This window comes from Paenibacillus riograndensis SBR5 (genome assembly GCF_000981585.1).
Lineage (GTDB): Bacteria > Bacillota > Bacilli > Paenibacillales > Paenibacillaceae > Paenibacillus_AQ > Paenibacillus_AQ riograndensis.
In genome coordinates this window covers 3,030,751-3,055,786 of sequence record NZ_LN831776.1, presented here as the reverse complement: position 1 = coordinate 3,055,786, position 25,036 = coordinate 3,030,751, and the positions used below count along the sequence as shown (strand labels likewise).

The following is a 25,036-nucleotide window of genomic DNA, read 5'->3' as shown; positions in this document are numbered from 1 at the left end:
TCGGCTCCTTTCTATACCCGGCTTTTCACTCTGTACCAATATTGATAAATCTCTTTAAAGCCCAGCTTGTCATATAGGGCGGAAGCCCCGCTGTTCGCCAGCACCACCTGAAGAAAGGAATGTGCCGCTCCCCGGTTTCTGGCCCAGTGCAGCAGGCTGAGCAGTATTTCCTCCGCCATCCCCTGCCGCCGGAACACCGCCGCAGTGCATATATCGTATAGACCTATGTATCCATGCTGAAGGACACCGAGTCCGCACGCAGCAGGAATTCCATCCTTCAGCAGAAGAGCGTACCCCTGCTTCAACATGGACGAAGCCAGCATTCTGCGCAGAGTGTCCTGATCCGCAACGGGCAGCCCTGACAACCCGGCGAATGCTTCCAGCCACGCTCCGGCCAGTTCTTCCTGGATTAGAACCTCGTAGCGTCCGGACGGAGCCGGCAGCTCCTGCAGATCCAGCGTCCGGACGGAGGAAGGTTCTACTTTCTCATAGCCCTGCCCGGCTAATCGCCCGTCGAGGTCTGCGGGCTGGGTAAATGGCGTGATTTTGAACACGGAACTCAACCCGGCAGCGGCATAATACTGCTCAGCAAGGCGGATTTTCTCCTGGACCTCAAGTTCGCCCTGTTGCCCTGTTGACCCATACAGCGGATTAACCGAATTTGCCCGTTTGGTATAACCTGACGAGGAGCGGAGTATCCAGCCCTCCAGCAGCACACTTTGCTCTGCAGGCCAGGTGTTCAGCGTGAGTTCTTCTATACCTTTATGCAAGGTTCGCCTTCCCTCCCTGTCATTTTTTATTGCGCATAGCATTCAGCAGCTTAACGCCATCCGCGCTCCCGGATGTGTAATGATCGTATTCAGGGGACTCCTTGCCATATATGGCGATTTTACCCTCAGAGTTATAATGAATTCCCCAACCGTACTTTTTGGGCAGCATGGAGGCGCGCAGGCAGGGGTGGCTTTTGGAGAACAGTGCTGTCCAGATTTCCTTCCTGCGTTCCGCTCTCTCCTGTTCAGAAATCCCCTTATGGCGCACATGCACCTCATACAGCAGCTCTTCATGGGTATAGGCATACGGCGCTCCTGAGAGCAGCTCATACTGAATGACATGGACCGGCGGATGCGGCCGGGCGGACACAGGAACAACACCAGTCTCGGCCGGACAATCGACAGCGACGCGGATGAACGTATCGGTATAGCTCATGTTCTGGCCTCCTTCATAGTTGGTCAAGATTGGTCATCATTGGTTACACTTGTCTACTATCATAATTCACCCCGCCTCATCAGGCAAAGCCTTATACGCCCGGTATAATGATAAACTCTGGTGTAATATACATCAAAACGGCTGTCCCTCTGCTTAAGCAGAGAAACAGCCGTTCTATGTGAAGCTGGTATGCAGCCGGACCGTTTACCAGCTTGATTTGGTGATGCCGGGAATCTGCCCTTTGAGCGCAAGCTCGCGGAACACGATTCGTGAGACATGAAACTTGCTTAAGTAGCCGCGCGGTCTGCCGGAAACGGCGCACCGGTTCTTTTGGCGGGTGGGCGATGAATCGCGCGGCAGCTTCTGGAGGGCCATATAGTCCCCCTTTGCCTTCAGCTCTCTGCGTTTGTCAGCGAATTCCGCCACCAGTTCCTGCCTCTTCAGTTCTTTGACGATCTTTGATTTTTTAGCCATGCTGCTGCTCCTTTCGTATATTGGGTAGGTTCCTATCGCTCTCTATTCATTCAAAGCAGTCTTCAGCGCTTCAAGATTCTGGCGCATAATGCCAAGGTAATCAAGATTGCTGCTGCGGTCCGCTTCGGTCAAGCCTTCGATGGGGTTCAGCACCGCTGACTTGGCGCCGATTTCCCCGGCAATGGTATCCGCGACACTGGATGATACCAGGGTTTCGAAAAAGATCGTCTTCACCTTATGCGCCTTCGCGAATTCCACAATTTTGGCCATTTGAGCGGCGGAAGGCTCCTGCTCCGGCGACAGTCCGGCGATCGGCACTTGAGTCAGGCCGTACTCTTTGGCCAGATAGCCAAATGCGGCATGCTGGGTAATAAAATCTTTACGCTTCGTATCTTTCAGACCAGCCTTGAAATCCTGGTCAAGCTGCTCCAGCTTGGCGATATAAGCATCGCTGTTAGTCTGGAAGGCAGCGGCATTCTCAGGAGAGGCAGCAGCCAAAGCGGCTTCGATCGTCCGAACCTCCTTGATGGCAAGAGAGGGGGCAAGCCAGACATGCGGATCCAGGCCGCCGTGGTCGTGGTCGTGGCCGTGATCATGACCTTCTTCGGCTGTCCCGTCTGCCTCATGATTATGCTCCGCTTCTTCGGCATGCTCGCCTGCCTCGTGATCATGATCCGCTTCGTCGGCATGATGCTCTTCTTCCTCTTCCACGCCTTCCATAATATCCAGCCCCTTACTGGCCTCTACGGCCACCAGTTGGGTCCCCTTGGCACTGTCGATCACCTGCTGCGCCCAGCCCTCCATACCTGCACCGTTATAGACGAGCACATCGGCGGCGGAAATCTCCGCCATATCCTGTGCCGTAGGCTCCCAGTCATGCGGCTCGATTCCGGCCGGAATCAGCGTTTCCACATCGGCCAGGTCGCCGACAATATTTTTGGTGAACTCGTACATAGGGTAAAAGCTGACCTTGATATCCAGCTTGTCTGTCTTGACTGCAGGCTCTGCGGCGGACGGATCTGCGGTTGCGGATGAAGCCGGGGCAGCTTCTTCCGCATTGCTTGCGGTGTTTTTGTTGCCGCAGCCGGAGGCCATCAGCATGGCGGCAAGGGAAAGGACGGCAAGGTGACGGATTTTAACATTCAGCATAGTTCGGTTCAAGCTCCTTTTTCTAATATGGATTTACGGACGCTGCGGCGTTTTTGGAAAGCCAGCAGCTTCTGTACAGCAATAGCGCACAGCAGAAAACACAATAAAATGAGGGCTATCGTGCCTCCGGGAGGCGTGTTGATATAGTAGGATGCGGTCAGGCCGCTGAAAACTCCCGTGAGGCCAACACCGATTGAAATCAGAATAGCGGCACTAAAGCCGGATGCAACCCTCAGGGCAATGGATGCCGGCAGGACCATCAGCGCCGACACCAGCAGAACGCCGACAACAGGCATCGCAGCCGCAACTGTCATACCCGTCAGCACCGCAAACGAAAAGGACAACAAGCCTGTACGGACACCGCCGATAGAGGCGGTCTCTTCATCAAAGGTCAGGCTGTACAGCGGGCGGCGCAGAAGGATGAAATATGACAGTCCAACGGCGGCAACTATGGCAATCAGCCCCAGCTGGGTATCGCTGACAGCAACGATGGAGCCGAACAGATAGGAGCTGAAGCTGCGGCTCAGATTCTGCTTCAGGCTCATCAGCACTACGGCCAGCGCCAGGCCGGAGGTCATAATGATCGCCACCGGCAGCTCGCTGTATGTACGGTAAGAACGGCGGAGCTGCTCGATGACCAGGCCGCCCGCTATGGCCACCGCAAATCCGCTGAGTGCCGGACTCAGCTGCAGCACCGAGCCGAGCGCCACTCCGGCCAGCGACACGTGGGACAAGGTATCGGCCATCAACACCTGCCTGCGCAGCATCAGATACACGCCCAGCAGCGGACCGATGATGCCGATCAGGCCCCCGGCCCAAAATGCGCGCTGCATGAATTCGTAACCAAGCATTTCCAGCCCTCCTGCTCTTCTCGTTCCAGGCTGATCACCGTGTCCAGATAGGGACGGGTCTCTTCCAGACCGTGTGTGACCATGATGACGGTCCGCCCGTGATTGCTGACATAATGCCGCATCAGCTTGTAAAATCCGCTCCGGCTCCCGATATCCATACCCGTTGCCGGCTCATCCAGCACCAGCACCTGCGGCTGCTGCGCCAGTGCCCGGGCGATGCAGATCCGCTGCTTCTGCCCGCCGGACAGCTCACCGATCCTGCGGTTGCGGTATTCCCACATGTCCACCTGCCGCAAGCTCCGCTCCACAAGCTCCTCCTGCTCCTTCGTGAAACGTCCAAACCACCCCAGCCGCGGGTAGCAGCCGGACCGGACCAGCTCGATCACCTTGCTCGGAAATCCGGCGTTAAAGGATGCCACCTGCTGCGGCACATAACCAATTGCCAGCTTTTCTCCCTCCGTAATCTCCTTGTTCAGCGTGACGGTTCCGCTCCAAGGCCGGAGCAGGCCCAGCAGAAGCTTGAGCAGGGTCGTTTTGGCTGCCCCGTTCGGGCCGGTGATCCCGATAAACTGCCCGGCTTCAATCTCAAGTGAGAGGTTGTCAATGACCGGCTCACTTCCATAACCGAACACCACATCCTTCATGGACGATAAAATCATGGCGTGTGCCCTCCTATTCTAGTTCTATCCTGTCCGGAACATCACCCAGGAGGTTTTCTTATATCTGTTTTCATCTTCAGTATTTTATTCGTAAACATTACGTATTAACTCTAATGATATTATCGTAATCATTACGATTTGTAAACACAAAACCAATAATTAATTGTAATTATTATTATTAAAAGCAGAATTCGTCTTAAAACAAACCCATGAACTGAACGAACCTGTGCGCTCATTAAAATTAGGATTGAATGACACACAGAATGTTGAACAACAAACTAGATGTCTCCAGTTTCACAAACTAAAGGGGGACCACCATTGTAACCTGCATACTTCTTCTACCCGGACTATTATCTCATTTGCCCGAGCACGGCCAAATCAAAAGCACTTTTACCTCTCATTCCATCCTCTTCCCCACACGTAACGAATTCAAAAGCACTTTTACCCTTCATTCCGCCCTTTTGCCCACATTCAGCCAAATCAAAAGCACTTTTACCTCTCATTCCACCCTTTTGCCCATCTATGCAGCCAAATCAAAAGCACTTTTACCTCTCATTCCGCCCTTTTTGCTCATATGCAGCCAAATCAAAAGCACTTTTACCTTTCATCCCACCTTTTTTCCCACACGCAGCCAAATCTTCAACAGTACTTTATTGTCCGCCCCCAGCACGTGAACGCGGCTAGTCTGATCCCGCACATGGCGCATACGTATCATCAAATATCCGGGTGACCCGCAAGGTCTGGTAACAATAGCGGGCTGTACAGCCAAAAAAGCCGGGATCACAAGACTCCTGATCCCGGCCCGAACCAAATCGGTCCTGCTCCGCCTTGCAATCAACCCCGTGATCCCGGTGTTGACCTGCGTTAGTCTCAAGCTTCTAACTCAGGAGAAGCCTCCAAAAACTCTTCCGCCGGCCAAGGGAGCGGGTTGTTGAAGCGGCTCCAATCCTGCTGCATCTCTTCTTCGTTCAGCAGGCATCTGTCCAGCCGGGCTTCAATGCCGGCCCGGTTGATGCCGACGCCGATGAATACGACCTCATTCATGCGGTCGCCCCAAGTCTCGTCCCATCTGGCCTTCATATCCGGCTCTGTGGCGAGCACCTCAAGCTGCTGTTCCTCAGGCAGTGATGCCAGCCAGTAGCCGGCAGGACCGAACTGGATGGACGGCCCCGCCTGGCTGAGGCTGGCGGCAAGGTCACCCTTCGCTGCCAGCCAGACCAGACCCTTGGCCCGTACCACTTCCTCCGGCCAATTGCTGAAGAAGAAGCTTAGCCGTTGCGGATGAAAGGGCACTTTCCGGCGGTAGACGAAAGAGCTGATGCCGTATTCTTCGGTCTCCGGTGTATGCTCCTCCTTGTTCAGCTCGGCAATCCAGCCGGAGGACATGCTTGTTCGTTCAAAATCGAACCGCCCTGTATTCAGGACCTCCTTGGGATCAACGATCCCCTTGACGGTCCGGATGATTTTGGCAGAGGGCTGCAGCTTGCGCAATACGGCTTCAAGCTTGTTCAGCTCCTGCTCCTCCACCAGGTCGCATTTATTCAACAGCAGCACATCGCAGGTTTCAATCTGATCAATCAGCAGGTCAACGATATCCCGGGAATCTCCTTCACCAGCAGTGGTGCCACGGTCAACCAGACTGTCGCCGGAGCCGAAGTCATGCCAGAAACGGTTGGCATCGACTACTGTAACCATGGTGTCGAGCCGGGCCAACGCGGTAAGATCGATATCCAGCTCAGGATTGGCATAGGTAAACGTCTGGGCGACCGGTACCGGCTCGCTGATGCCGGAGGACTCGATCAGAATATAATCGAACCGCCCTTCTGCCGCCAGCGTATGCACTTCACGCAGCAGGTCATCGCGCAGGGTGCAGCAAATGCAGCCGTTCGACATTTCAACCAGCTTCTCCTCTGTCCGGGAAAGCGTGTTGCCGGATTTCACCAGCCCCGCATCCACATTCACTTCGCTCATGTCATTGACAATCACGGCCACCTTCAGGCCGTCGCGGTTGTGCAGAATGTGATTGAGCAGTGTGGTTTTGCCGGAGCCCAGATATCCGCTGAGCACAGTAACAGGAATGGGTTTCATAGGTTCTCCTTCACTTCAGTTCTTATAGTTGGCATTGTAATTTCCGCCGGATCAACGGGTCTCACGGTGCAGCGTAACCCGTTTCAGGCGGGGACTGTATTTTTTCATCTCGAGGCGTCCCGGCTGGTTTTTCTTATTCTTGGTGGTGGTGTAATTGCGGTCGCCGGTTTCTGTACAGGCAAGGGTCACGATAACTCTCAAAAAGATCAGCTCCTTATTGTTTAATCGTAATTATTACGATTTACACATTCTACATGTTTTATCCGCCAGGTGTCAACCATAGATGCGTAAAATTACAACTCTCTTTAATTTGTGGTCTTTCCGGGAAAGCAAGTACGTATAGATAGATTATGAAAATATGATTCTTGCAATTGCAGGAACAAAAGCGGGAGGGAGAACAATGAAGATACCGGTAATTATCCTTGGAGGTTTTCTGGGGAGCGGGAAAACAACACTGCTGCTGTCGCTGCTCAAGGAGAGCAAGGCCAGGGGGCTTACTCCCGGCATTGTGATGAATGAACTCGGCAAAAAGGATGTGGATGGCTACATTCTGGAGGAACATGCCGGTGCAAATGTGGAAAAGCTGCTGGACGGCTGCGTCTGCTGCAGCCGCAAGGATGAACTGCCAAGGACTCTGGAGCTGCTGCTCGCCCGGCGGCCGGATGTCATCTATATTGAGCTTACCGGGGTTGCCGATCCCGAGGAAATCGCGAAATCCCTTCTGGTGCCTGCGCTGAGCGGGCGGCTCGTGCTGCACTATTCCATTACCGTGCTGGATGCGGAAAACGCGCTGGAATACGGCAGCCGCTTCTCCGCCGACAAGCAGCTCGTGCGGACGCTGCGCCGGCAGCTTTCCAGCGCCGATCTGATCATCGTTAACAAAAGCGATCTGGTCGAGCCGGAAACCTTATGGCGCATTGAAAAAATGGCCAGCCGCCACAATACGGACGCCGAGATCGTATTCACACATTACAGTAAAATCAACCTCGACCCGCTGCTGGCGGGAATTTCGCCCCAAGAGCAGCGCACTCCGGCTGCGCAGCGCGGCAGCCGGGAATTAAACGGTATGGCGCTTAAGCGAATCAACAGTGCGGCTGGCGGACACGGGGCAACCGCGGTGCAGGAGCCGGAATCCGCGCAGCAGACCTCTTATTCGCAGGTGGCGGCTGTAACGCTGACGTTTCCGCCGGGAGCGGCAGACGGAATACGGCAGGAGCTGCTGGAGGGCTTTTTCAGGGAGTGGGGGGACAGCCTGGTAAGGGCCAAGGGGCATGTCCGGCTTGCGGGGCGGGACGGGGTCCAGCTGGTGCAATATGCCGGAAACCGCTGCAACTGGGAGTTTTCACGGTATCCCGGCCAGCCGTATGTGGTGTTCATCGGACTCAATCTGGATGAGAAGCAGCTGACCGACCGCTGGTCCGCCTTGTTCTATCAGCCTTGACCCTCTTTTCACCGCTCAAAACACTGCCGCTGCTGATCCCTGCCGCTTTTCTGATTACCGCCTGCACCCTCTGGCTTCCCGGTCACCCGCAGGTGCTGAACAATGCCTTCACCGAGGCCTTTAAAACCGGCTTCATCGGCATTCTGCTGGAGGCTTTGCCGTTTGTGCTTCTAGGCGCATTGCTCTCTTCGCTGCTTCGCGTATTCGTGCCGGATGAGATGATCTCCCGCTGGATTCCGCGGCGGCCGCTCCCGGCCATCCTGTGCGGCTGTCTGCTCGGCATCCTCTTCCCCGTATGTGAATGCGGGATGATTCCGCTGGTCCGCCGCCTGATGCACAAAGGCATGCCGCTGTATGTGGCAATCGTCTTCATACTCTCCGGTCCGATTCTGAATCCGGTCGTGTACGGGGCCACACTGACGGCCTTCCGCGCCCATCCGGAGCTGGCGTATGCCCGGATGGGACTTGCTTTTATTGTAGCTGCAGCTATCGGGTTTATCGTCTATGCCACCGTCCGCAAAACACCGCTCCGGCTCTCCATCGCCCGGGAAAGCGGGGAACCCCATGAACAGAATACGCGCGGGGGCAAGCTGGCGGCCGTTTTCGTGCATACATCGGACGAGTTTTTTGAAATGGGCAAATACCTGATTATCGGCTGTCTGCTTACCTCAGGCATCCAGACCTTTATGGACCAGGGCAGTCTGGCCGCCATTGGCGGGAAGCCGCTCGGCTCCTACCTGTTCATGATGGGACTTTCCTATGTACTCTCGCTTTGCTCCACCTCGGATGCTTTTGTAGCTTCTACTTTTCTGCATACTTTTCCCAGCGGCTCCCTGCTCGCCTTCATGGTGCTCGGACCGATGCTTGATTTCAAAAACTCGCTGATGCTGCTTTCTCTCTTCAAGACCAGATTTGCGCTTTATTTGTTTTTTCTGATTATCTCCGCCGTATTTACCGGTTCCGTTCTAGCCTCATTATTGCTATAAAACGGTCATGACGTTCAGGAGGTTCCCCGTATGAATGATTCCCGGAGCATCCGGATTCACTATGGATTCAGGGCGCTGCTCCTGCTGCTCTTTGCGCTCTATATCGGGCACCTGGTCCAGCAGGATGCGCTGCATTATTATGTCGCCCCCAAGCTGGCCCGCTGGATTCGCCTCTGCCCGGTTCCGCTCTCGCTGATGGCGCTGAGTCTGGGAATTCAGGCTTTATTCGGCAAAAGCGCACGGCTCTGCGACTGCGAGCACCGCCTGCCGCGTTCCGGGCTGAACAGCGTTATGCTGTACGGCCTGTTTCTTTTCCCGCTGCTGCTCGGCTTCCTGCTCCCTGACCGTTCACTCGGCAGTGCGGCAGCCGCCAAAAAAGGCATCTCCCTATCCTACATTGCCGATGAAGCCGCTGAACATGTGAAGTTCAACGCCGCCAGCCCCTACCTTGAGGAGTTCGCTGAGCTGGCCGGGAAGCTGCATGCCCAGCCCGTCATCGAAGTGTATCCGGAGATTTTCTCCGAAACCTTGGGAGCCATCGACTTGTACAAACAGCAATTCGAGGGCAAATCCATTACGGTAACCGGCTTCCTGTACCGGGAGAGCGGAAAAAGCATTAAGCCTGTATATGCGGTTAGCCGCTTTCTGGTTCAATGCTGCACAGCGGACGCGACTCCGTTGGGCATTCTCCTGGACCCCCGAACGCAAATAAGCCTGCCCGCCGACACCTGGATTGAGGTGCGGGGCAAGCTTCAGCTGTCGTCTTATATGGGCAAACAAGTGATGGAAATTACGCCAGAAAGCATTAATCCTGTGCCACAGCCTTCCACCCCATACGTTTATACGAATGCCGACTCAGTGGCCGCCTGGGCTGAAATCCGGCAATCCGGGATCAAGGCTGAATAACCGCATCCAGCTCATTATCGTCATTGATAGACCGGTGGGGATTAATGACTTCCACCATCAGCCGCGCCGGAACACAGAGGATCTGCTGCTTGGGTCTGGAGATAAACCCCATATCGAGGGCAATCGGGAGCGGGGCATCCGAGTAGGTCATACGAATTCCGTAGTCATATACTTTTAGGATGTTGTGGCCAAATTTTGTCTGGATATCGATCGTTTGCTCTTCCTTGGTCAAGGATACCGTCTTGTACTCCTTGCCGTCCACTGTAATAACTGCTTGCAATTCACCTTGTGCATAATGTTCATTATGGTCCTTGTAAGCCTTGATTCCGTAAAGGGAACCTGCCACCAGCAGCACCACAAGAATAAGAATCATATCACCGCGTTTCATATTCCGATAATCCGCTGCCTTCCTACTGGCTGAATTGTATTCGTAAAAATTACGATTAATTCAACTATAGCCAGACCGCAGAGGTTTGTCAACGCCTGCGCATCCGCTTCAAGATGAGCCGGAACGCCAGTATGACCGCCGTGTAAATCAGGAGCACCACAATTAGTGTAAGCACCCGCTCTCTCGCTGAACCGTCGGCGAACAGCACCGGACCGAGGCCAAAAAATGTTATCAGCATAAACTGGGGGTTATTAACTATTAGGAGGAATTCGAAATAACAAGGTTTGAGCAGCAATATGCTGAATGGATGGAGGTAAATGTGGAGGCGGAAACAGTCCGGTTAGCCCGGCGGCTGCTAAGGCCGCTGACACCGCTTGAGCTGGCCCAGCATCTCAGAGTGAGTGACCGCCAAGCCAGGCGGATCCTCCACGATGGTGCTGGACCCCTCAGAGACTTCTGCTCTTCGCAGCATCTATGATTGCAGCTAATTATCATAATCCGTCTGTTTCTTATCTGAGGATATGGGCCGACCACTCTCTTAGCACCCGGTCCACCTCAGCTGGTGAAATCGGCTTGGAGATGAAGTCCTGCATGCCTGCTCTGAGACACAGCTCCTTGTCCTCCTTGCGCGCAAAAGCCGTTGCTGCAACAATAACAGGCGACAGCCCCATCTCGTGGCGTATTATACTTGTCGCTTCGATCCCGTCCATCTGCGGCATTTGGATATCCATGAACACCAGATCATATGGACGCGAGCGCACCATTTCTACGGCCATTTCCCCGTTTAAGGCCACATCAGCATAGTAGCCGCGCTTTTTGAGATACGCCTGAAGCAATTGGAGATTCACCGGATGATCTTCGGCAACCAGAATGGACAGCGGGCCGTATTCGCCTTCGGAAGACGTTCTGTCCGGCGCCTCTTTTCCATTTCCGTTCTCCATGCCGGCAATAGGAATTTGCTGATAGGCAGGTTCCGACAAAGGCAGAAAAACATGGATGGTGAAGAAAAACTCTGCCCCTTCCCCTTCATTGCTTTCCACACCAATCATCCCGCCCAGCAGTTCAACCAGCTTTTTGCTGATCGCCAGCCCCAGGCCCGTACCGCCATACTTGCGGTTAATTGAAGGATGCAGCTGGGAAAAGGACTGAAACAGCAGTCCCTGGCTTCCCTGGGGAATGCCGATTCCGGTATCTTTTACCGTAAATCTTATAACCAGATCTCCGGTCTCGTCGATCGATTGCAGCCCCGCTGTAACGTGAATTTCACCTTCCTCGGTGAATTTCACCGCATTGCCGATGAGATTCACCAGAATCTGCCGCAGGCGGATCTCATCCGTCACCACAAGCAGCGGCAGATCAGGGTCCAGCTTGCTATCCAGAAGCAGACCTTTCTCCAGCGCTTTCGGATAAAACAGCTCCATGACATTCCGGATCACCTGGGACAGGTCCACCGTCTGCAGCTCCAGCGTCATCATGCCGGCTTCAATCTTGCTGAAGTCCAGCACCTCGTTCAGAATATGCAGCAGGGACTCACTGCTTTTGTTGATGATTTCTGTGTAGTATTGCTGTTCTTCATCAAGCTCGGTTCCGGCCAAAAGATCCGCCATGCCCATAATCCCGTTCATCGGCGTGCGCAGCTCATGGCTCATAATTGCCAGGAATTCAGACTTGGCCCGGTCCGCCTGCTCCGCAGACTCTTTTGCCCGCACAATGGCCTTCTCTTCGGTAATGTCCCGGAAGACGACAACCGCCCCCTTCCGCTCACCATTATCAAATAATGGAGACATCCGGTATTTAACCAGAAAGCTGGAGCCGTCCTGTCTCCAGAATACGCCTTCCTTGTCCTCGGAAGAAAGCTGGCCCGACAAGGAATCCGGCTGCGCCCACCGCCCGCCGGCATACGGCTCGGCGTCCAGCCATCTTTGTTCCACGGTATGCAGCTTAATGTTCCCGGCCAGTTCACCGGGCTCATATCCCAGCATCGTCGATGCAGCCGGATTAATAAACATCGTTTCCCCCTGCAGATTCATGCCAAAGATGCCTTCTGAGACTGAATTCAGAATCAGGGCATGCTCATAACTGAGTTTCTCTATCTGCTGGAGATGACGTTTGTGTTCCGTAATGTTACTGGTAATACTGAATACACCGACGACTTGGCTGTTCACCATAATCGGCACATAGATCACGCTGACTTCAACGGAATAGCCCTCCCGGTGGATCAGCCTGCTTTCAAAGATCTGGGGGAGCCCCTTCGCAGCCAGCTCAAAACGCTGCTCAGCCATTCCCAGTTCATCCGGATCAATAATCTCAGTGTGGCTGGCATGCAGCAGGCTATCATACGAATAACCCGTTAATTGCTGCAGACTGGCATTCAGCGATTGGATATGCCCGTTCAAATCCATGGCGCTGATCGCCGAAGGATTATATTCGAACAGGGATTTATAGAGGTTCTCGCTCTCCAGCTGCTTCAACTCATATTGCTTGCGCTCAGAGATATTGCGGGTGACACAGACCATTTCCGCCGTTCCTCCCGGCCCTGAGCTGATATGGCGGAGCGTCGTTTCTGTCCAGAGGTAAGAGCCATCCTTGCACAAAAACCGGAACATAATCGGCTCCAGCTTTTTGCCCTCCATGGTTTCCTGCAAATACGCACGTACTTTATCCATATCCTCCGGATGAACATACCGCATGCCGCTTGAGCCTTCCATTTCTTCCGGGGTATAGCCGAGCATCGGCAGGCAGACCGGAGATGCATACAAGTAAGTAGCTTCGTTGTCTGTCGCATTCCGGGAGATAAAATCCAGGGAATTCTCCGAGATTAGCCGGTAATTCCGCTCGCTCTCGCGCAGCTGCTCCTCCATCCGGTAACGTTCGGTGATATCCTGCACTATGCCGTTGATTTGCAGGGTTTTTCCGGCTGTATCCAGCACTACTTCCCAATGGGTATAGATGAACTTGCGCTCACCTTTGTCATTTTCAATTCTGAATACCGATTGGCCGTTGACCCCGGACTTCAAGGTTTTGCTCAGTTCGGCCTGAAGCGGAGCCATATCCTCGGGAACCACGCGGGCCAGCAGCTGCACATAATCGATCTGGCTGTGGGTGGCCGTACCGCTGTCCTGACACAGATCAAAAATGGAGCGCAGCTGCTTCGAGACGGTCATTCGCTCATTCAGGGAATCCCATTCCCATGAACCGATGTTCCCCAATTCCTGCGCAGTTGCAAGTAAATTCTCATATTTCTTGCGTTCCGTAATGTCGCGGGCAATGGTCAGAACCTTCTCCACGCCGCCCTTGCTGTTACGCATAACCTGAAACGAATTTTCGAGCCAGAGATAATGTCCGTCTCTATGCCGGGCCCGCTGGGTAAAGACATCACTGTCGGAATACATCTTCCCGTGCTGTTTCATTTCTATCGCATCTTCTTCATGGTAGAAATCAGGCCTTTTCCTGCCGATTACCTCATCCATGGAGTAACCCAGCAGCTTCTCAACAGACGGAGATACATACCGTACTGTTCCGTCTGCATCGGCAAAGGAGATCATATCCGGCGTATTTTGCGTAATCAGATTATAGAGCAGACGGTCCTCTTCTATCTTGTTCTCGGCTAACTTGCGGCTGGTAATTTCCGTCATCTCGGCAATCAGATGAACAGGGGCGCCAGTAGCTTCATCGAATGTTAAAAAAATATGTAGTGCAATCCAGATGATACTGCCGTCCTTGCGCACGAATCGTTTCTCTTTATCTACAGCCGCTCCGGGGCTTTGCAGTAAATATTTCATAATAAGCTCATGATCGGCAGTAGGCTCATCCTCCGGCAATGCGATATCCAGGTAACGGAGCTTCATCATTTCCTCTTCCGTATAGCCGAACATGCTGCAAAGAGCAGGATTCGCCATAATCATGGTACCGTCTTTTGTGGAGACTACTGCGAACCCTATAGAGGACCGCAAATACAGATGCTTAAAGAGTGTCTCGGTCAAGTGATAGAGCCTCCTCTGTGAAAGTGGGGACTGAAACTAATCATAGTATACCTTTTTTTCGGAAAAGTTGCTTCTGATATGAAGGGACGGGGGGTGATTACGAATGGAATTTCTGGGGAAAATGTAAAAAGGGAGTAGACTGTTCAGTCATACTCCCCCGCTATTTTTCAGGCCTCGGCACTTAATCCAGTCTCCGGCGCGGAAGCAGACAGGCACAGATCAGGGCCAGGACCAGGGATAGCCCGGCAAGCAGCCATTTGTCGTTATCCCACTCGTGCTCCAGCAGGCCAAACAGATAGAAATGTCCGGTCATCCGGCCTTTAGTCATGAAGTCGAGCAGATACCAGGCGAAGCCTGCTATGTACCCGGCCGATACGTTGCCAACCAGCAGCGCAGCTGTCATCCCCGCAGTTCCGATTGCCACTGCGGTAAAGGTCACCCCGCCGGTCATGGGCCATAAGTTAAAGTCAGCACCACTCCAATTCAGCCAGGTAAAAAAAGCTGCGTTCACCAAAAAGACATAAAATGTAGTCAGCAGCCACCGGAAAAGAAAGATCGGAGGATGACGCACCTGCTTGGCGTAGAGCGGCTCACCGATCCCCCCGTTCTCCAGCAGAGCAAGATGAGGGTAAATAATCAGGCCCAGGAAGCTGATCAGCCTTTCTCCAAGCCGGGCAACCTCGTTCTGGCCCATCAGACCGGGATCCATGAAAAAAGGGATCACCGCGAGGAGGGCTGCCGACAGGCACCAGGAGTAGTGGACGGTCAGTTTGAGGTTATACCAGATCAACGGAGCAATCATTTGCCTTTTCATCAGGCAGCCTCCGTTGCGGTCTTGATTTTCTTTTTGGAGCGTTTCCTGCTAAGAGCTCCCGCTGAATCCAACCGGCTGCGGTGCCTCTCCCAGAGCCAGGCGGCACCTGCTGCCAGCGCTACAGCGAGTATAAGATAAAAGCTGCGGTTCAACGCAATTTCATCCGCCCAATCCTTGTATAAAACATAATCGTCTGGTGAATTAAAGCGGATCAGCAGCCGGTACAACCCGTAAGAACCCATAAGCGGCAGCACAGAAATAAACCACCAGATGACTTGAAGGGCAATAGGCACAATCCCCAGGCGGAACAACATGGAGCCAAACATGCCGAAGGCAACGGAAGCCCATATCGTCGGCAGAAGCCACCAGGCCGTATAGCCTAGAAAGATTGCAGCCGCCTCTCCAGTCTGTCCGTCCAATCCTAATATCTCTACTGTTTTCCAGCCGCCAACGACAGACAGAACGAGGAAGACAAGGGAAAGCATCACACCCAGTGCGATAAACTTCGAGAAGACATAAGCCCAGGGGGAAACCCGGCGGCTGTAGATTAGCTCGCTCATTCGGCTGGAACGGTCGCGCAGCAGCAGAAAGGCCGACAGAAATACCGGGAAGATACCTGCGGGCAGCGACAGATAATCACAGAAATACCTTGCCGCCCCGGGCAGAAGTTCTCCCGCCTCCACCTTGTCACGATAAAGATCAAGCGTCACTTTCTGCGCTTTTACAGCCTCATCATAGGACTCAATAGGAAATCCGAAATCTCCAACTCCCCGCTTGTACATGGTGTTGCCGCCCAACTGGGTATTCAATTCATCGGAAATCTTATATACATCATCGAGGGTATATTTGTCCGGGTCCTGCAGGATCACATCCAATTTAGCTATGGCGTCGGAAAGGACCCCCTTCTCTTCCCCGTCAAGTTTGTTTTCCACTAAAAAGCCGATTTTGTACTTGGTTGTTGTCCCGCTATTAAGATCCCAGCCTATCTCCGTCCGCATCCGTTTTGCCAGTTCAAAGGCATTCCCCGGCTGCTTCCAGCCGTACATCGGATGTTCTGCCGTTCCCATATTTTGCGGTGTACCAGCGGCGGGAGGTCCAAGCTCTCCCCAGGTTTCGCTGGTGGCATAAGAAGTGAAATAAAAAAAACAGGCCACGATGATAAATATATAAAAAACGAGGCTGCGCAGTGTCATGCGCATTTCTTTGCCTATGAGTGATATCATACGAAGGCTTCCTCCCTGCGCATCAGGTACAGGTAAGCATCCTCAATCGACGGCACGGCCTGCTGCGCTCCCGGATAAGGCTGCTCATCAGACAATACGCGGACACGCATGCCGGCCCCTTCCGGCACAGCAGACAGCACCGGGAACCTTTCGCTGTCCCGGCTCCACTCGGCACGGTCAAGCTCCGCCGTCCAGACGCGTCCGGCAGCGGCGGCCGTCAAGTCACCGATTCTGCCGTGATAGCGCAGGCTCCCTTTATGCAGCACTGTCATCTGTTCGCAGGTCGATTCCACATCCTCAACAACATGCGTGGACAACAGGACGATTCTGCCCTCGGCGAATTTGCTGAGCAGCCGCCGGAACCGTATCCGCTCCTCCGGATCAAGCCCGGCCGTCGGCTCATCAACAATCAGCAGCTTTGGCTCATGAATCATCGCCTGGGCAACGCCAAGCCGGCGCTTCATTCCGCCGGACAGCGCCTTTACCCTGGTACGGCGCTGTTCAGTCAGATTGACAAGCTCCAGCAAATGGTCTATTCTCCGCTTGCGCTCGGCACGGCCTTTCACACCGGACAAAAGAGCCAGATAATCCATCGCCTCCAGCACCGACATCCCCGGATAAAAAGCAAATTCCTGCGGCAAATATCCGACAATCCGTCTAATCTGAGACTTGTCCGTCAGAGAGATGCCGCCAATCTCCACTTGGCCGGAGGTCGGCTCAAGCAAGGTTGCAAGAAGACGCATCAGCGTGGTTTTTCCTGCTCCGTTCGGACCCAGCAGTCCATGTATCCCTTCACCTACCCGGAAGCTGACATTATTCAATGCCTGCTTGCCTCCGTAGGTTTTCGTCAAATGATCAATGATTAATTCCATTCCATTCTCTCCTTCACTTACTCCTGTCTTTCCCCTAATCCTCAATTTCTGTACTCCGGGACAGCTCCATGGATTCAACCGCTATGCCTGCGGCGATTAAGAGGAGTGACAGACACAGGCGCAGTCCTTGTTCGATCCCGCCGTGCCGGATAATTAGAGCCAAAACAACTGTACTGACGATAACATACGTAAACTTCACCATCTTCTGTCTGGCCAGTATTTTGCGGTTGCGGAGCACCTTTGCGGCTTCACGCTTGTCATATTCAAGCAGACGGGCTTTCCGGTACACTTCATCGAGAAATGCTTGCTCCTGTTCGCTGGATTTCACAATCCCACTCCTCTCCTTCATAAATCTGCCTGAGTTTCTTACGGGCACGGTGCAGCAGAACTCTAAAGCTCACCGTACTTCGCTGCATAATAGAAGATGCTTCCTCATAAGACAGCTGCGCAATATCCACAAGATAAACGGCCAGCCGGTAATCCGGCTTCAGCATCCGCATGCGGCGGTGCCATTCCCGGTCCTCCTCGCGCACGATGGCCAGCCGCGCGGGATCATCCAAAGCGTAAGGCGATATGTATCTTCCGCTCATTTGTCCATCATCCGGGTGATCTTCCGGAGACATCCGCCCGGATTCGTTCCGGCCCCCTGCTTCGCCCGGCAGGGTCCGCCTGCTTTTGCGCCAAGCGTCAATGCACTTATGCCGGAGGAGCGTATACAGATAGGTCTTAAATGATGCGCGAAAATCGTACTTTTCCGGATAGACAAGCAGATGAGCGAAGCAATCCTGTGCCAGGTCTTCAGCCAGATGATAATCCCCGGTCAGATGGTGCGCAAAATGCACGGCAGGCTGGCGGTATTTCCGGACCAGCCATTCAAATGCCTCCCGCTCTCCCTGCCTGAAACGGAGCAGCATTGCCGCTTCCTCATCCGGCGGGCCCTTGTCTTTGCTGTTAGGTCTGGGGCTACTGCTGTCCGTACCCACGTTCCTGTCCGTCACAGACTCCCTCCTCTCCCATGTCATACTCCTTATTCGTTGAACGCCCCACAAAAGTTACAGTAGACCGCCGCCCAAAAAAACCAAGTAGAAACGGCTACGCCGTCCTTATTAGGACGGCACCCGTTTCAGCGAGAAATAGAAGGAACATTTATAGCGTGAAACATATAAATTCTATATTTGAACAAAAACGGCTGTACCGTCCTCCACGGGACAGCGCAGCCGTCTTGGTTCTAGCGTTACCTGGAGAACGACTCCCATGAATCCTACGGCAACTCTTTAAGTGGAAAAAGGTACACTAATTTGCCGAAGTACCCTACCCTTAGATGGCGTAAAGTAAGTTGTGTACCAAGATTTGGAGCCTAGCAGGCAACAAAAAAGTAGGGTATTCTCGGGATTGCGAAACCACCAAGAAAGGAACCCTACTCGATGACTATTGTACCCGAAAATATGCTGAATAATCTATTTGAAAATCTTGTCACTACGTTTGTCAAAGACCACCTGGAATCCATCATGAGGGCTGAGATTCAGTACTTCATGGAGAATGAGCAAGTGGGTGTACGTAACAGCCGCAATGGATATTACAAGCGGGATCTGCATACCAAATACGGTCATTTGGAGGATCTGGAGGTGCCTAGAGACCGTAAAGGGTACTACCAGACCCAAGTGTTCGAGCCCTACCAACGCAGAGACGGCTGGCTGGAAGAGGCGGTCATCCAGATGTACAAAAGCGGCATGGGTACACGGGACGTGGCCCGTTTCATTGAAAGTATGTTCGGCAGTCATTATTCCGCAGCGACCGTGAGCAACATTACGGCTACGGTGCTGGAGGATATTCAGAACTGGCAGTCCCGTCCGCTCGCCAAACGCTACGCTGTGATTTACCTGGACGGGCTGTACGTGAAGCTCAGACGCGGGACCGTCAGTGGGGAAGTCATCTATTTTGCGATGGGCATCGACGAAGAGGGACATCGTCAAATCCTTGGGTTCTACGTCGGTGGTCAAGAGAGTTCAAACGGCTGGCGGGAGGTCCTCAAAGATCTGTACAACCGCGGAGCGCAGGAAGTGCTTCTGGGTGTATTTGACGGACTCCCGGGCCTGGATGCCGCCTTTAAAGAAATGTACCCCAAAGCGGATGTGCAGCATTGCGTGGTGCACAAGGTACGGGCCACGTTTCCCAAAATCCGGGTCGAACACAAGACTGACGTCATTGAAGCCCTGAAGACGGTATACACCGCGCCGGATGAGGAGGTAGCCCGGGCCGCATTCGATACCGTGAAAGCCAAGTGGAGCAAGCTGTACCCGAAGGAAATAGCCTCATGGGAAGAACAGTTGTCCACGCTGCTGACATTCTACAAGTACCCTGTGGAAATCCACAAAGCGATCTACACGTCGAACCCGATCGAGCGAATGAACAAGGAAATTCGGAAGCGACTCAAGCCCATGAACAGTCTCACGAACATGGATGCAGCTGAGAAAATCGTATATTTGGAAGCAACGGCCTACAATGAACGGTTTGCGGACCGAGTGGTGCCTGGGTTTGGGATGGATACGGTGAAAAAGGAACTCAGCAAGTTATTTGACGAACGCTATTCGATGGCCGAACCACAGGCCGCAGAGTAGAGCGTTTGCAGGGTTGTGGGTGCGGGGGTACCCCCGCACCCACAACCCCCCTACACCCTAAAAAGATACAATCCAAAGAGATACTCTACTCTTACACAAACTTCTTGACACTACCTACCCTTAGGCAGATGAAGTGGAAAAAGGGACACTAATTCAGCCCATTTCGCCATTGGACCGGAAAAGTGGCCCATTAGGTTTACTTTTTCCACTTCAATCTCAGGATTTCTTAATTTCCGGAAAAATAAGTTCCCTTTTTCCAACTATATAAATTGAACTTGTGATTTTTCTATTTGGGATTGGTCGAGGCTCCAGAGAATGTTTGGACTTCCGGTCGCTGTTGTCTGCAGATTTCTTGATTGTATACCACTGTTCGCGGTTGAAATCCGCAGACAAAGGCGGACGCTACCGCTCCTACAGTTCCAAACTTCTCCTCCGCCACTTTTCCCTTATTTGTAATATTTTCAAGTTCAATTTATATAGCACCTGCGAAGAAGCCGGTAAAAACGGATCGCCCTATTCCTTCGCGATCGATCCGCAGCCCGTTACGGACAGGAGAGCCGTTATGGATAGAAGATTCGGCTATTCCGCAGGACTACGGACTCAGATGCCCTTATTTCTCCCTTTCCCTTTTATTCCAGGCTCATTCGAACGTGATAACGGCTCCTGAGTCCGTAACTGTAAATAAAGTAAGATTTTTGGCAAAATAAGGGTTACTCGGTCCGCTTCAGTCCGCGGATAAAGCCCTATCCTCCTGCATCGCATATATTCCTGTGAGGCTTCCATGATATCCACATTTTTTAACACTGTATTACAGTTAAATAAGGGGGAAGTCAGTTCCCCCAAAACATATTATCATTCGAAAAAGGCCTCGATTCCTCAAGGCCCTTTCCGGATTATTCGTGTCCTGCTGCCGGCTCTCCGGTCCCGGATTTCTTGCGGACCACAAGCTCAAATACAGTCAGTCCGTTCCGGTTATCCAGCTTCAGCTTCCCTCTATGCAGCTCCAGGATTTGCTTGGAGATTGCCAGTCCCAGCCCGGTGCCCCCATCTCCCGGCCGGGCCGCATCCCCGCGCACAAAGGGATCAAAAATCACTTCCTTCAATTCATCGGATATTCCGCCCCCGTTATCCTGAACTCTAATCCTCACGTCCTCAGCCAATTCCTCCAGAGCGATCAGAACCACCGTCCCCCCGCTGTTATGCTGTACTGCGTTGGACAGCAGATTGGCTATGGCTCTGCGCATAAGGCCCGGGTCATAATCCGCCATAACCTCTCCCGAAGGTATATCCAGTTCCATGACCATTCCTTTGTCCTCCATGGCATCGTAATAATCGGCGGCAATTTCTCTCAGCAATTCAGCCAAATCTCCCCGCTCAACCGATATAGGATGGTCCGGACGCTCCAGCTTGGACAGTCTGAACAGATCATCGATCAGTGCAGTGACCACGGTAGCTTTGTTATAGATGAGCTGCAGGTACCGTTCCTTTTTCTCCTCACTATCCACGAGCCCCAGCTGCAGTGCCTTGGCATAGCCTTGGATCGTTGTAACCGGTGTTTTTAGATCGTGGGACAGATCAGCGAGCATCCGCTGCTTGCTATCCTGCAGTCTGCGGTTCTCCCGCTCGGCCTGTTCCAGCGACTCTGCCATCTCATTAAAACGGTGCTGAATCACCGAGAACTCATAGTCTGCTGTAATAGAGAGACGCTCTTTATACTCTCCTTTGCCCATTCGCTCTATAGCCTCCGCAATCTGCTCCAGCGGCCTGGTAATGCGTTTGACCATCAACTGGCTGAATATATAAATACTCATGCCAAACAGCCCCAGCACCAGCAGCAAAGTGGGCAGTCTAAGTTCTATGGTTTGAGTATTGATATCGAGAGCGATCATCAGAAAAACCACAACAACCAGCCCCAGCGTAAGGGCAAAATAAATATAGGATCGGATCAGCTTGGAGAAAAGCTTCGTTTTTTTCAGCGGAAATCATCCTTTTTGGCAAACTTATAACCCAGTCCCCGGATCGTCCGGATATACTCAGGCTGCTTCGGGGTTTCCTCCACCTTGTCCCGCAATCTGGAGATATGCACCATAATGGTATTGGCATCCTCATAATAATGCTCTGACCAGACCTGCTCGAACAATTGCTTTTTGGTAAAAATGCGCCCAGGCGCATTCATCAGCGTGGACAGCAGCTTATATTCGATTGCGGTTAATGGAATCTCCCGCCCGGCCTTATACAACATGCAGTCTGTATGGTCAAGCATCAGCTCCCCGATACTGGTATGACCCAGGGTATCCTGGACGGGTTCTGCCGGTTCATTGAAATCATAAGTACGCCTTAGCATGGCATGAATCCGGGCCACAACCTCCAGCGGATTAAACGGTTTGGAGATGAAATCGTCGGCGCCCAGGCGCAGGCCCAGAATTTTGTCACTGTCCTGATTTTTGGCAGACAGCAGAATTACCGGCAGCTTGTATTCCGCGCGGAGCAGCTGCAGCAATTGAACACCGTTAAGCTCAGGCATCATAATATCAAGCACGGCCAGATCAATGGATTCCTGCTGAATGCATGTCCATGCCTGAGCACCATTATAAGCTTCTAAGATACGCAGTCCTTCCTTCTCCAGAAAAAGTTTCAAAAGCTCTATAATTTCCCGGTTGTCGTCGACGAGCAGTACCGTTCGCTGCACATCCAAGCCTCCTCATTCATTCCCGCTTTCATGTTCATTAGTCTATCATATTCCGGGCCTATTTTAAGCGATTTAAGGTTATTGTAAGATTGGCGACATAGCTGTGAAAGAATTCTCCCTTATGCTAAACACAGAAGATTTACACAGCACTAGTTTTGGAGGTTCTGATGATGAAGTTGAAATCTGTATTTATCATTTCTGTTATTCTCTGGATGGGTACCTTCGGAATCGTCCCTGCTGCTCAAGCAGCCGGCACGGATGATGCCATTACGCAGGAACGGCTTGAGGAAACCCTGACTCCACTCCTTAATAAAATCATGGAGGCAGATCACATTCCGGGCACGGCTGTTGTCGTAACAGAGGGGGACCGCATTGTATTCAGCAAGGGATACGGCTATGCCGATATCGGGAAACAGCTTCCTGTCGATCCCGGACATACCGTAATGCGGGTCGGATCGCTTACCAAGTCCATGACTGCAACAGCGGTCATGCAATTGCAGGAGCAAGGCAAGGTAGCGATGGACCAGGATATTAACACTTATTTGCCAGGCTTCAAGGTTCCCCTATTCCACGGCCATCCCATTACCCTGCACCATCTGCTGACGCATACGGCCGGATTGGATGAAGGTGTCTACAACCTGTCGGCGCAGTCAGCGGACAAGGCTTTGTCAGCAGAGACTTTTCTGCGGCAGTATCTGGACACGCAGCCCCCCGTCCGTGAGCCGGGGACAGAATATGCTTACAGCAATCCCGGAGCGGGCCTTGCCGGCTTCCTCGTTGAACAAGTAACGGGAAGCACGCTTGAGGCTTACATGCAGCACAATCTGTTCGGGCCCCTGCAAATGCCGAGTGCCAGCCTGGCTCATCAGGAAAGCGACCCGGACATGGCTAAATCCTATCAATATCAGGAGGGAAGCTTCCAGGAAATCCCCTACTCTTACCCGAATCTGCCAGGGGCAGGCGCCCTCAGTGTGATACCTGATGAATTGGCTCACTACATGATCGCTTTGTTGAATGAAGGCAGCTATCAGGGACAGCATATCCTTAAACAATCTACCGTAGAAGAAATGCAGGCCCGGCAGTTTACAGAGCATCCGGATGTGGAAGGCGTAGGTTATGGCTTGTTCCGGAATCGTACGGACAACGGGATTCTCACCCTGTCCCACACCGGAGACATCGACGGCTTCGCTGCCAAAATGCAGCTGATTCCTGAGCATAAGCTTGGCATATTAGTTGTGAGCAATGCAGAGTCACCCGGAAAACCGCTGCGCGATCAAGTGACAGATGCTATTGTGCGCCTCCTGCCTGAACCACTGATTCAGGACCCGTCAGTAGCTCCCCCTTCCTCTCCCGACTTGGAGCAATATGTGCGTACCTATACCATGGGTCTGGGGCCGCAGCATGGCTGGGGCAAATGGTTCAGATGGCTGGGCGGGAAAAACTTTGATGTGAAAAATGCAGGGGAAACGCTGCGGATTACAGGGGTCTTTCCGGAGGGAACGGGATCGAAGGAGTCCAAAACCTATATTCCTGTCCGGGAAGGGTTATTCCGGGACAAAGAGAGCGGGGAGTTCATCTCGTTCCACCAGCAAGAGGGCGTCTGGAAGCTAACCTTTATCCAAGGGGTTACTATAGAGGAAAAACCTCCGTTTTTACAGCAGCCTTCTACTCTTCTGGCCATCTATGCCGGTATTGGATTGGCGTGGCCCGTTATCGTTCTCACTGTGCTGATTCGAAGCTTGCTGAAATTAATCCGGCGCAAAAAGCAGCAGAAGCTCGGACATGCGGCATTGATTGCCGTCATTTTTTCCATTTACCTGATCGGCCAACTCCTGTATGGCAACTCGCAGGTTCTCTTCGGCTATCCGGCATGGTACGCCTGGGGCTTCTCATCTCTGCCTCTGCTCGCTGCCGCTGCGGCAATCCACCTGGGCATTAAGACAGTAAGGCAGCAGCAGAATACGGATGAAAAGCGGATGGTCCGGTACGGACGCTACCTGCTGGTAGTCATGAGTTTGGGCTATACTTTCTTCTTGTTCTATTGGAATATGCTCTCTGTTCACTTCTCTTGAACATTCAGAGCTAAAAGAGCCGCTTCACGATTCTTCCGCTAGGGATGCGGACAGGAAATCTGCTATTGCCAAATAGCGCCTTCTCTGTCCGCTTCATGCTGCTGATGGACGGGGGGTGCTACCGCAACCGCATGATTCTTCTAATGCTTCCAGCTCCCCATGAATCCTAAGGCAACTCTTTAGTGGAAAAAGGTTAACTAATTTGTCCATAGCATCCTGCCCACGACAGATGAGGTGGAAAAAGGGACACTAATTCAGCTCTTTTCGCCATTGTTCAAGAAAAGTGGACCAATTTATACGAAAATCACTTTGTCGCTTCACAGCTCGAAAGTGATTTTTGCTTTAAAGATCCCCTATATCGGAACTTCATTTTTTTATAAAGTGGATATCATGTGGTAGGCGTCAGTTCCACTTGGTAGCCTAGCTTTTGAAGTTTTTTAATCAGGTAATTTGCGGTCTGCTCGGGGGTGTTCAGATATTCCGTCCCCAGCTCGGTATAGGGGACTTTATCCCGAAGCATCACATACATGATTCGGATCATTGCATGGGCTAAAGCGACGATGGCTTTCTGTTTTCCTGCCCGTTTCACGATCCGACTGTACATAGCGGAAAGCCGA

At 52.7% G+C, this 25,036-nt stretch carries 24 protein-coding genes and 1 pseudogene; 6 read left to right on the top strand and 19 right to left on the bottom strand.

All coding sequences use genetic code 11. The features are described 5' to 3' along the window. Nucleotides 1-11 precede the first annotated feature (11 nt). The 8 genes from PRIO_RS12350 to rpmG all read right to left on the bottom strand — a co-directional run bounded on the left by PRIO_RS12350 (nt 12) and on the right by rpmG (nt 6,628). Nucleotides 12-770: a GNAT family N-acetyltransferase gene (locus tag PRIO_RS12350; protein ID WP_020428159.1), complete on the bottom strand. Its 759-nt coding sequence runs from the start codon at nt 768-770 to the stop codon at nt 12-14. 19 nt (nt 771-789) lie between these two features. Next, complete coding sequence (locus PRIO_RS12345) at nt 790-1,206, bottom strand: DUF6157 family protein (RefSeq protein WP_020428160.1); 417 nt, start codon at nt 1,204-1,206, stop codon at nt 790-792. Nucleotides 1,207-1,410: 204 nt separating this feature from the next. Then, a complete protein-coding gene (rpsN, locus tag PRIO_RS12340; protein ID WP_046502571.1) occupies nt 1,411-1,680 on the bottom strand; it encodes a 30S ribosomal protein S14 in 270 nt (89 codons plus the stop codon). 42 nt (nt 1,681-1,722) lie between these two features. Beyond that, the gene (locus PRIO_RS12335; RefSeq protein WP_020428163.1) at nt 1,723-2,829 is read right to left on the bottom strand and encodes a metal ABC transporter substrate-binding protein; all 1,107 of its coding nucleotides are present in this window, start codon (nt 2,827-2,829) and stop codon (nt 1,723-1,725) included. An 8-nt stretch (nt 2,830-2,837) separates the two neighbouring features. Further along, a complete protein-coding gene (locus PRIO_RS12330) occupies nt 2,838-3,686 on the bottom strand; it encodes a metal ABC transporter permease (protein ID WP_039787902.1) in 849 nt (282 codons plus the stop codon). Continuing rightward, the gene (locus PRIO_RS12325) at nt 3,632-4,339 is read right to left on the bottom strand and encodes a metal ABC transporter ATP-binding protein (RefSeq protein WP_020428165.1); all 708 of its coding nucleotides are present in this window, start codon (nt 4,337-4,339) and stop codon (nt 3,632-3,634) included. Before PRIO_RS12325 ends, PRIO_RS12330 begins: the two co-directional genes overlap by 55 nt. An 870-nt stretch (nt 4,340-5,209) precedes the next feature. Continuing rightward, on the bottom strand, nt 5,210-6,427 hold the full coding sequence (locus tag PRIO_RS12315) for a GTP-binding protein (protein WP_020428167.1): 1,218 nt from the start codon (nt 6,425-6,427) through the stop codon (nt 5,210-5,212). A 51-nt stretch (nt 6,428-6,478) separates the two neighbouring features. Further along, nucleotides 6,479-6,628 (bottom strand): 50S ribosomal protein L33, encoded by a 150-nt coding sequence (rpmG, locus tag PRIO_RS12310; protein WP_020428168.1) that lies wholly within the window; start codon nt 6,626-6,628, stop codon nt 6,479-6,481. Nucleotides 6,629-6,827: 199 nt separating this feature from the next. Between rpmG and PRIO_RS12305 the strand changes: the two genes are divergently transcribed. Genes PRIO_RS12305 through PRIO_RS12295 form a run of 3 tightly spaced genes read left to right on the top strand, consistent with a single transcriptional unit; the run spans nt 6,828 to nt 9,760 of the window. Continuing rightward, nucleotides 6,828-7,868 (top strand): CobW family GTP-binding protein, encoded by a 1,041-nt coding sequence (locus PRIO_RS12305; RefSeq protein ID WP_046502565.1) that lies wholly within the window; start codon nt 6,828-6,830, stop codon nt 7,866-7,868. Then, the gene (locus PRIO_RS12300; RefSeq protein WP_046502562.1) at nt 7,865-8,854 is read left to right on the top strand and encodes a permease; all 990 of its coding nucleotides are present in this window, start codon (nt 7,865-7,867) and stop codon (nt 8,852-8,854) included. Before PRIO_RS12305 ends, PRIO_RS12300 begins: the two co-directional genes overlap by 4 nt. Before the next feature lie 30 nt (nt 8,855-8,884). Further along, nucleotides 8,885-9,760 carry a TIGR03943 family putative permease subunit gene (locus PRIO_RS12295; protein WP_020428172.1) on the top strand — a complete coding sequence of 292 codons (876 nt, stop codon included), beginning with the start codon at nt 8,885-8,887 and terminating at the stop codon, nt 9,758-9,760. On the opposite strand, the gene PRIO_RS12290 is transcribed toward PRIO_RS12295, so the two are convergent. Further along, nucleotides 9,747-10,133: a NusG domain II-containing protein gene (locus PRIO_RS12290; protein ID WP_231869872.1), complete on the bottom strand. Its 387-nt coding sequence runs from the start codon at nt 10,131-10,133 to the stop codon at nt 9,747-9,749. The two genes, PRIO_RS12295 and PRIO_RS12290, sit on opposite strands and share 14 nt — an antisense overlap. Before the next feature lie 103 nt (nt 10,134-10,236). Beyond that, a complete protein-coding gene (locus PRIO_RS36020; RefSeq protein ID WP_167345616.1) occupies nt 10,237-10,386 on the bottom strand; it encodes a DUF6954 family protein in 150 nt (49 codons plus the stop codon). Nucleotides 10,387-10,467: 81 nt separating this feature from the next. On the opposite strand from PRIO_RS36020, the pseudogene PRIO_RS36720 reads away from it, so the two are divergent. Beyond that, nucleotides 10,468-10,578: pseudogene (locus PRIO_RS36720) on the top strand (transcriptional regulator); the annotation flags it as partial. Between the two features lie 79 nt (nt 10,579-10,657). Here the strand turns inward: PRIO_RS36720 and PRIO_RS12285 are convergent. From PRIO_RS12285 to PRIO_RS12260, 6 genes are all read right to left on the bottom strand, one after another. Then, entirely contained in the window at nt 10,658-14,131 is a 3,474-nt protein-coding gene (locus tag PRIO_RS12285) for a PAS domain-containing hybrid sensor histidine kinase/response regulator (protein WP_046502559.1), read from the bottom strand. Between the two features lie 181 nt (nt 14,132-14,312). Then, the gene (locus PRIO_RS12280; protein ID WP_020428175.1) at nt 14,313-14,945 is read right to left on the bottom strand and encodes a hypothetical protein; all 633 of its coding nucleotides are present in this window, start codon (nt 14,943-14,945) and stop codon (nt 14,313-14,315) included. Beyond that, on the bottom strand, nt 14,945-16,168 hold the full coding sequence (locus PRIO_RS12275) for an ABC transporter permease (RefSeq protein WP_020428176.1): 1,224 nt from the start codon (nt 16,166-16,168) through the stop codon (nt 14,945-14,947). The genes PRIO_RS12280 and PRIO_RS12275 overlap by 1 nt, the downstream gene beginning before the upstream one ends. Next, nucleotides 16,165-17,040, bottom strand: coding sequence for an ABC transporter ATP-binding protein (locus tag PRIO_RS12270; RefSeq protein WP_020428177.1), 876 nt, complete (start codon nt 17,038-17,040; stop codon nt 16,165-16,167). Before PRIO_RS12270 ends, PRIO_RS12275 begins: the two co-directional genes overlap by 4 nt. 34 nt (nt 17,041-17,074) lie before the next feature. Continuing rightward, complete coding sequence (locus PRIO_RS12265; protein ID WP_020428178.1) at nt 17,075-17,368, bottom strand: hypothetical protein; 294 nt, start codon at nt 17,366-17,368, stop codon at nt 17,075-17,077. Then, nucleotides 17,331-18,038: an RNA polymerase sigma factor gene (locus PRIO_RS12260; protein WP_020428179.1), complete on the bottom strand. Its 708-nt coding sequence runs from the start codon at nt 18,036-18,038 to the stop codon at nt 17,331-17,333. Before PRIO_RS12260 ends, PRIO_RS12265 begins: the two co-directional genes overlap by 38 nt. 426 nt (nt 18,039-18,464) lie before the next feature. Here PRIO_RS12260 and PRIO_RS12255 point away from each other — a divergent pair, with 426 nt between their 5' ends. After that, nucleotides 18,465-19,658 carry an IS256 family transposase gene (locus PRIO_RS12255; protein WP_020426247.1) on the top strand — a complete coding sequence of 398 codons (1,194 nt, stop codon included), beginning with the start codon at nt 18,465-18,467 and terminating at the stop codon, nt 19,656-19,658. Between the two features lie 893 nt (nt 19,659-20,551). Here the strand turns inward: PRIO_RS12255 and PRIO_RS12250 are convergent. Both PRIO_RS12250 and PRIO_RS12245 read right to left on the bottom strand, forming a co-directional pair. After that, a complete protein-coding gene (locus PRIO_RS12250; protein WP_231869871.1) occupies nt 20,552-21,559 on the bottom strand; it encodes a HAMP domain-containing sensor histidine kinase in 1,008 nt (335 codons plus the stop codon). A gap of 71 nt (nt 21,560-21,630) precedes the next feature. Continuing rightward, nucleotides 21,631-22,347 carry a response regulator transcription factor gene (locus tag PRIO_RS12245; RefSeq protein WP_020428070.1) on the bottom strand — a complete coding sequence of 239 codons (717 nt, stop codon included), beginning with the start codon at nt 22,345-22,347 and terminating at the stop codon, nt 21,631-21,633. A gap of 167 nt (nt 22,348-22,514) precedes the next feature. Between PRIO_RS12245 and PRIO_RS12240 the strand changes: the two genes are divergently transcribed. Continuing rightward, complete coding sequence (locus PRIO_RS12240) at nt 22,515-24,419, top strand: serine hydrolase domain-containing protein (RefSeq protein ID WP_039787801.1); 1,905 nt, start codon at nt 22,515-22,517, stop codon at nt 24,417-24,419. A gap of 388 nt (nt 24,420-24,807) precedes the next feature. Here the strand turns inward: PRIO_RS12240 and PRIO_RS36715 are convergent, their stop codons facing one another. Continuing rightward, nucleotides 24,808-25,023 carry a hypothetical protein gene (locus PRIO_RS36715; RefSeq protein WP_231869745.1) on the bottom strand — a complete coding sequence of 72 codons (216 nt, stop codon included), beginning with the start codon at nt 25,021-25,023 and terminating at the stop codon, nt 24,808-24,810. Between the last annotated feature and the right edge of the window lie 13 nt (nt 25,024-25,036).

What these genes read in the sequence shown, in the direction of transcription:
- PRIO_RS12270 (WP_020428177.1), bottom strand. Translation starts at nt 17,040, where the DNA reads ATGGAATTAATCATTGATCATTTGACGAAAACCTACGGAGGCAAGCAG.
- PRIO_RS12335 (WP_020428163.1), bottom strand. Translation starts at nt 2,829, where the DNA reads ATGCTGAATGTTAAAATCCGTCACCTTGCCGTCCTTTCCCTTGCCGCC.
- PRIO_RS12315 (WP_020428167.1), bottom strand. Translation starts at nt 6,427, where the DNA reads ATGAAACCCATTCCTGTTACTGTGCTCAGCGGATATCTGGGCTCCGGC.
- PRIO_RS12275 (WP_020428176.1), bottom strand. Translation starts at nt 16,168, where the DNA reads ATGATATCACTCATAGGCAAAGAAATGCGCATGACACTGCGCAGCCTC.
- rpsN (WP_046502571.1), bottom strand. Translation starts at nt 1,680, where the DNA reads ATGGCTAAAAAATCAAAGATCGTCAAAGAACTGAAGAGGCAGGAACTG.
- PRIO_RS12295 (WP_020428172.1), top strand. Translation starts at nt 8,885, where the DNA reads ATGAATGATTCCCGGAGCATCCGGATTCACTATGGATTCAGGGCGCTG.
- PRIO_RS12280 (WP_020428175.1), bottom strand. Translation starts at nt 14,945, where the DNA reads ATGAAAAGGCAAATGATTGCTCCGTTGATCTGGTATAACCTCAAACTG.
- PRIO_RS12345 (WP_020428160.1), bottom strand. Translation starts at nt 1,206, where the DNA reads ATGAGCTATACCGATACGTTCATCCGCGTCGCTGTCGATTGTCCGGCC.
- PRIO_RS36715 (WP_231869745.1), bottom strand. Translation starts at nt 25,023, where the DNA reads ATGTACAGTCGGATCGTGAAACGGGCAGGAAAACAGAAAGCCATCGTC.
- PRIO_RS12255 (WP_020426247.1), top strand. Translation starts at nt 18,465, where the DNA reads ATGACTATTGTACCCGAAAATATGCTGAATAATCTATTTGAAAATCTT.
- PRIO_RS12325 (WP_020428165.1), bottom strand. Translation starts at nt 4,339, where the DNA reads ATGATTTTATCGTCCATGAAGGATGTGGTGTTCGGTTATGGAAGTGAG.
- PRIO_RS12305 (WP_046502565.1), top strand. Translation starts at nt 6,828, where the DNA reads ATGAAGATACCGGTAATTATCCTTGGAGGTTTTCTGGGGAGCGGGAAA.
- PRIO_RS36020 (WP_167345616.1), bottom strand. Translation starts at nt 10,386, where the DNA reads ATGCTGATAACATTTTTTGGCCTCGGTCCGGTGCTGTTCGCCGACGGT.
- PRIO_RS12240 (WP_039787801.1), top strand. Translation starts at nt 22,515, where the DNA reads ATGATGAAGTTGAAATCTGTATTTATCATTTCTGTTATTCTCTGGATG.
- PRIO_RS12290 (WP_231869872.1), bottom strand. Translation starts at nt 10,133, where the DNA reads ATGATTCTTATTCTTGTGGTGCTGCTGGTGGCAGGTTCCCTTTACGGA.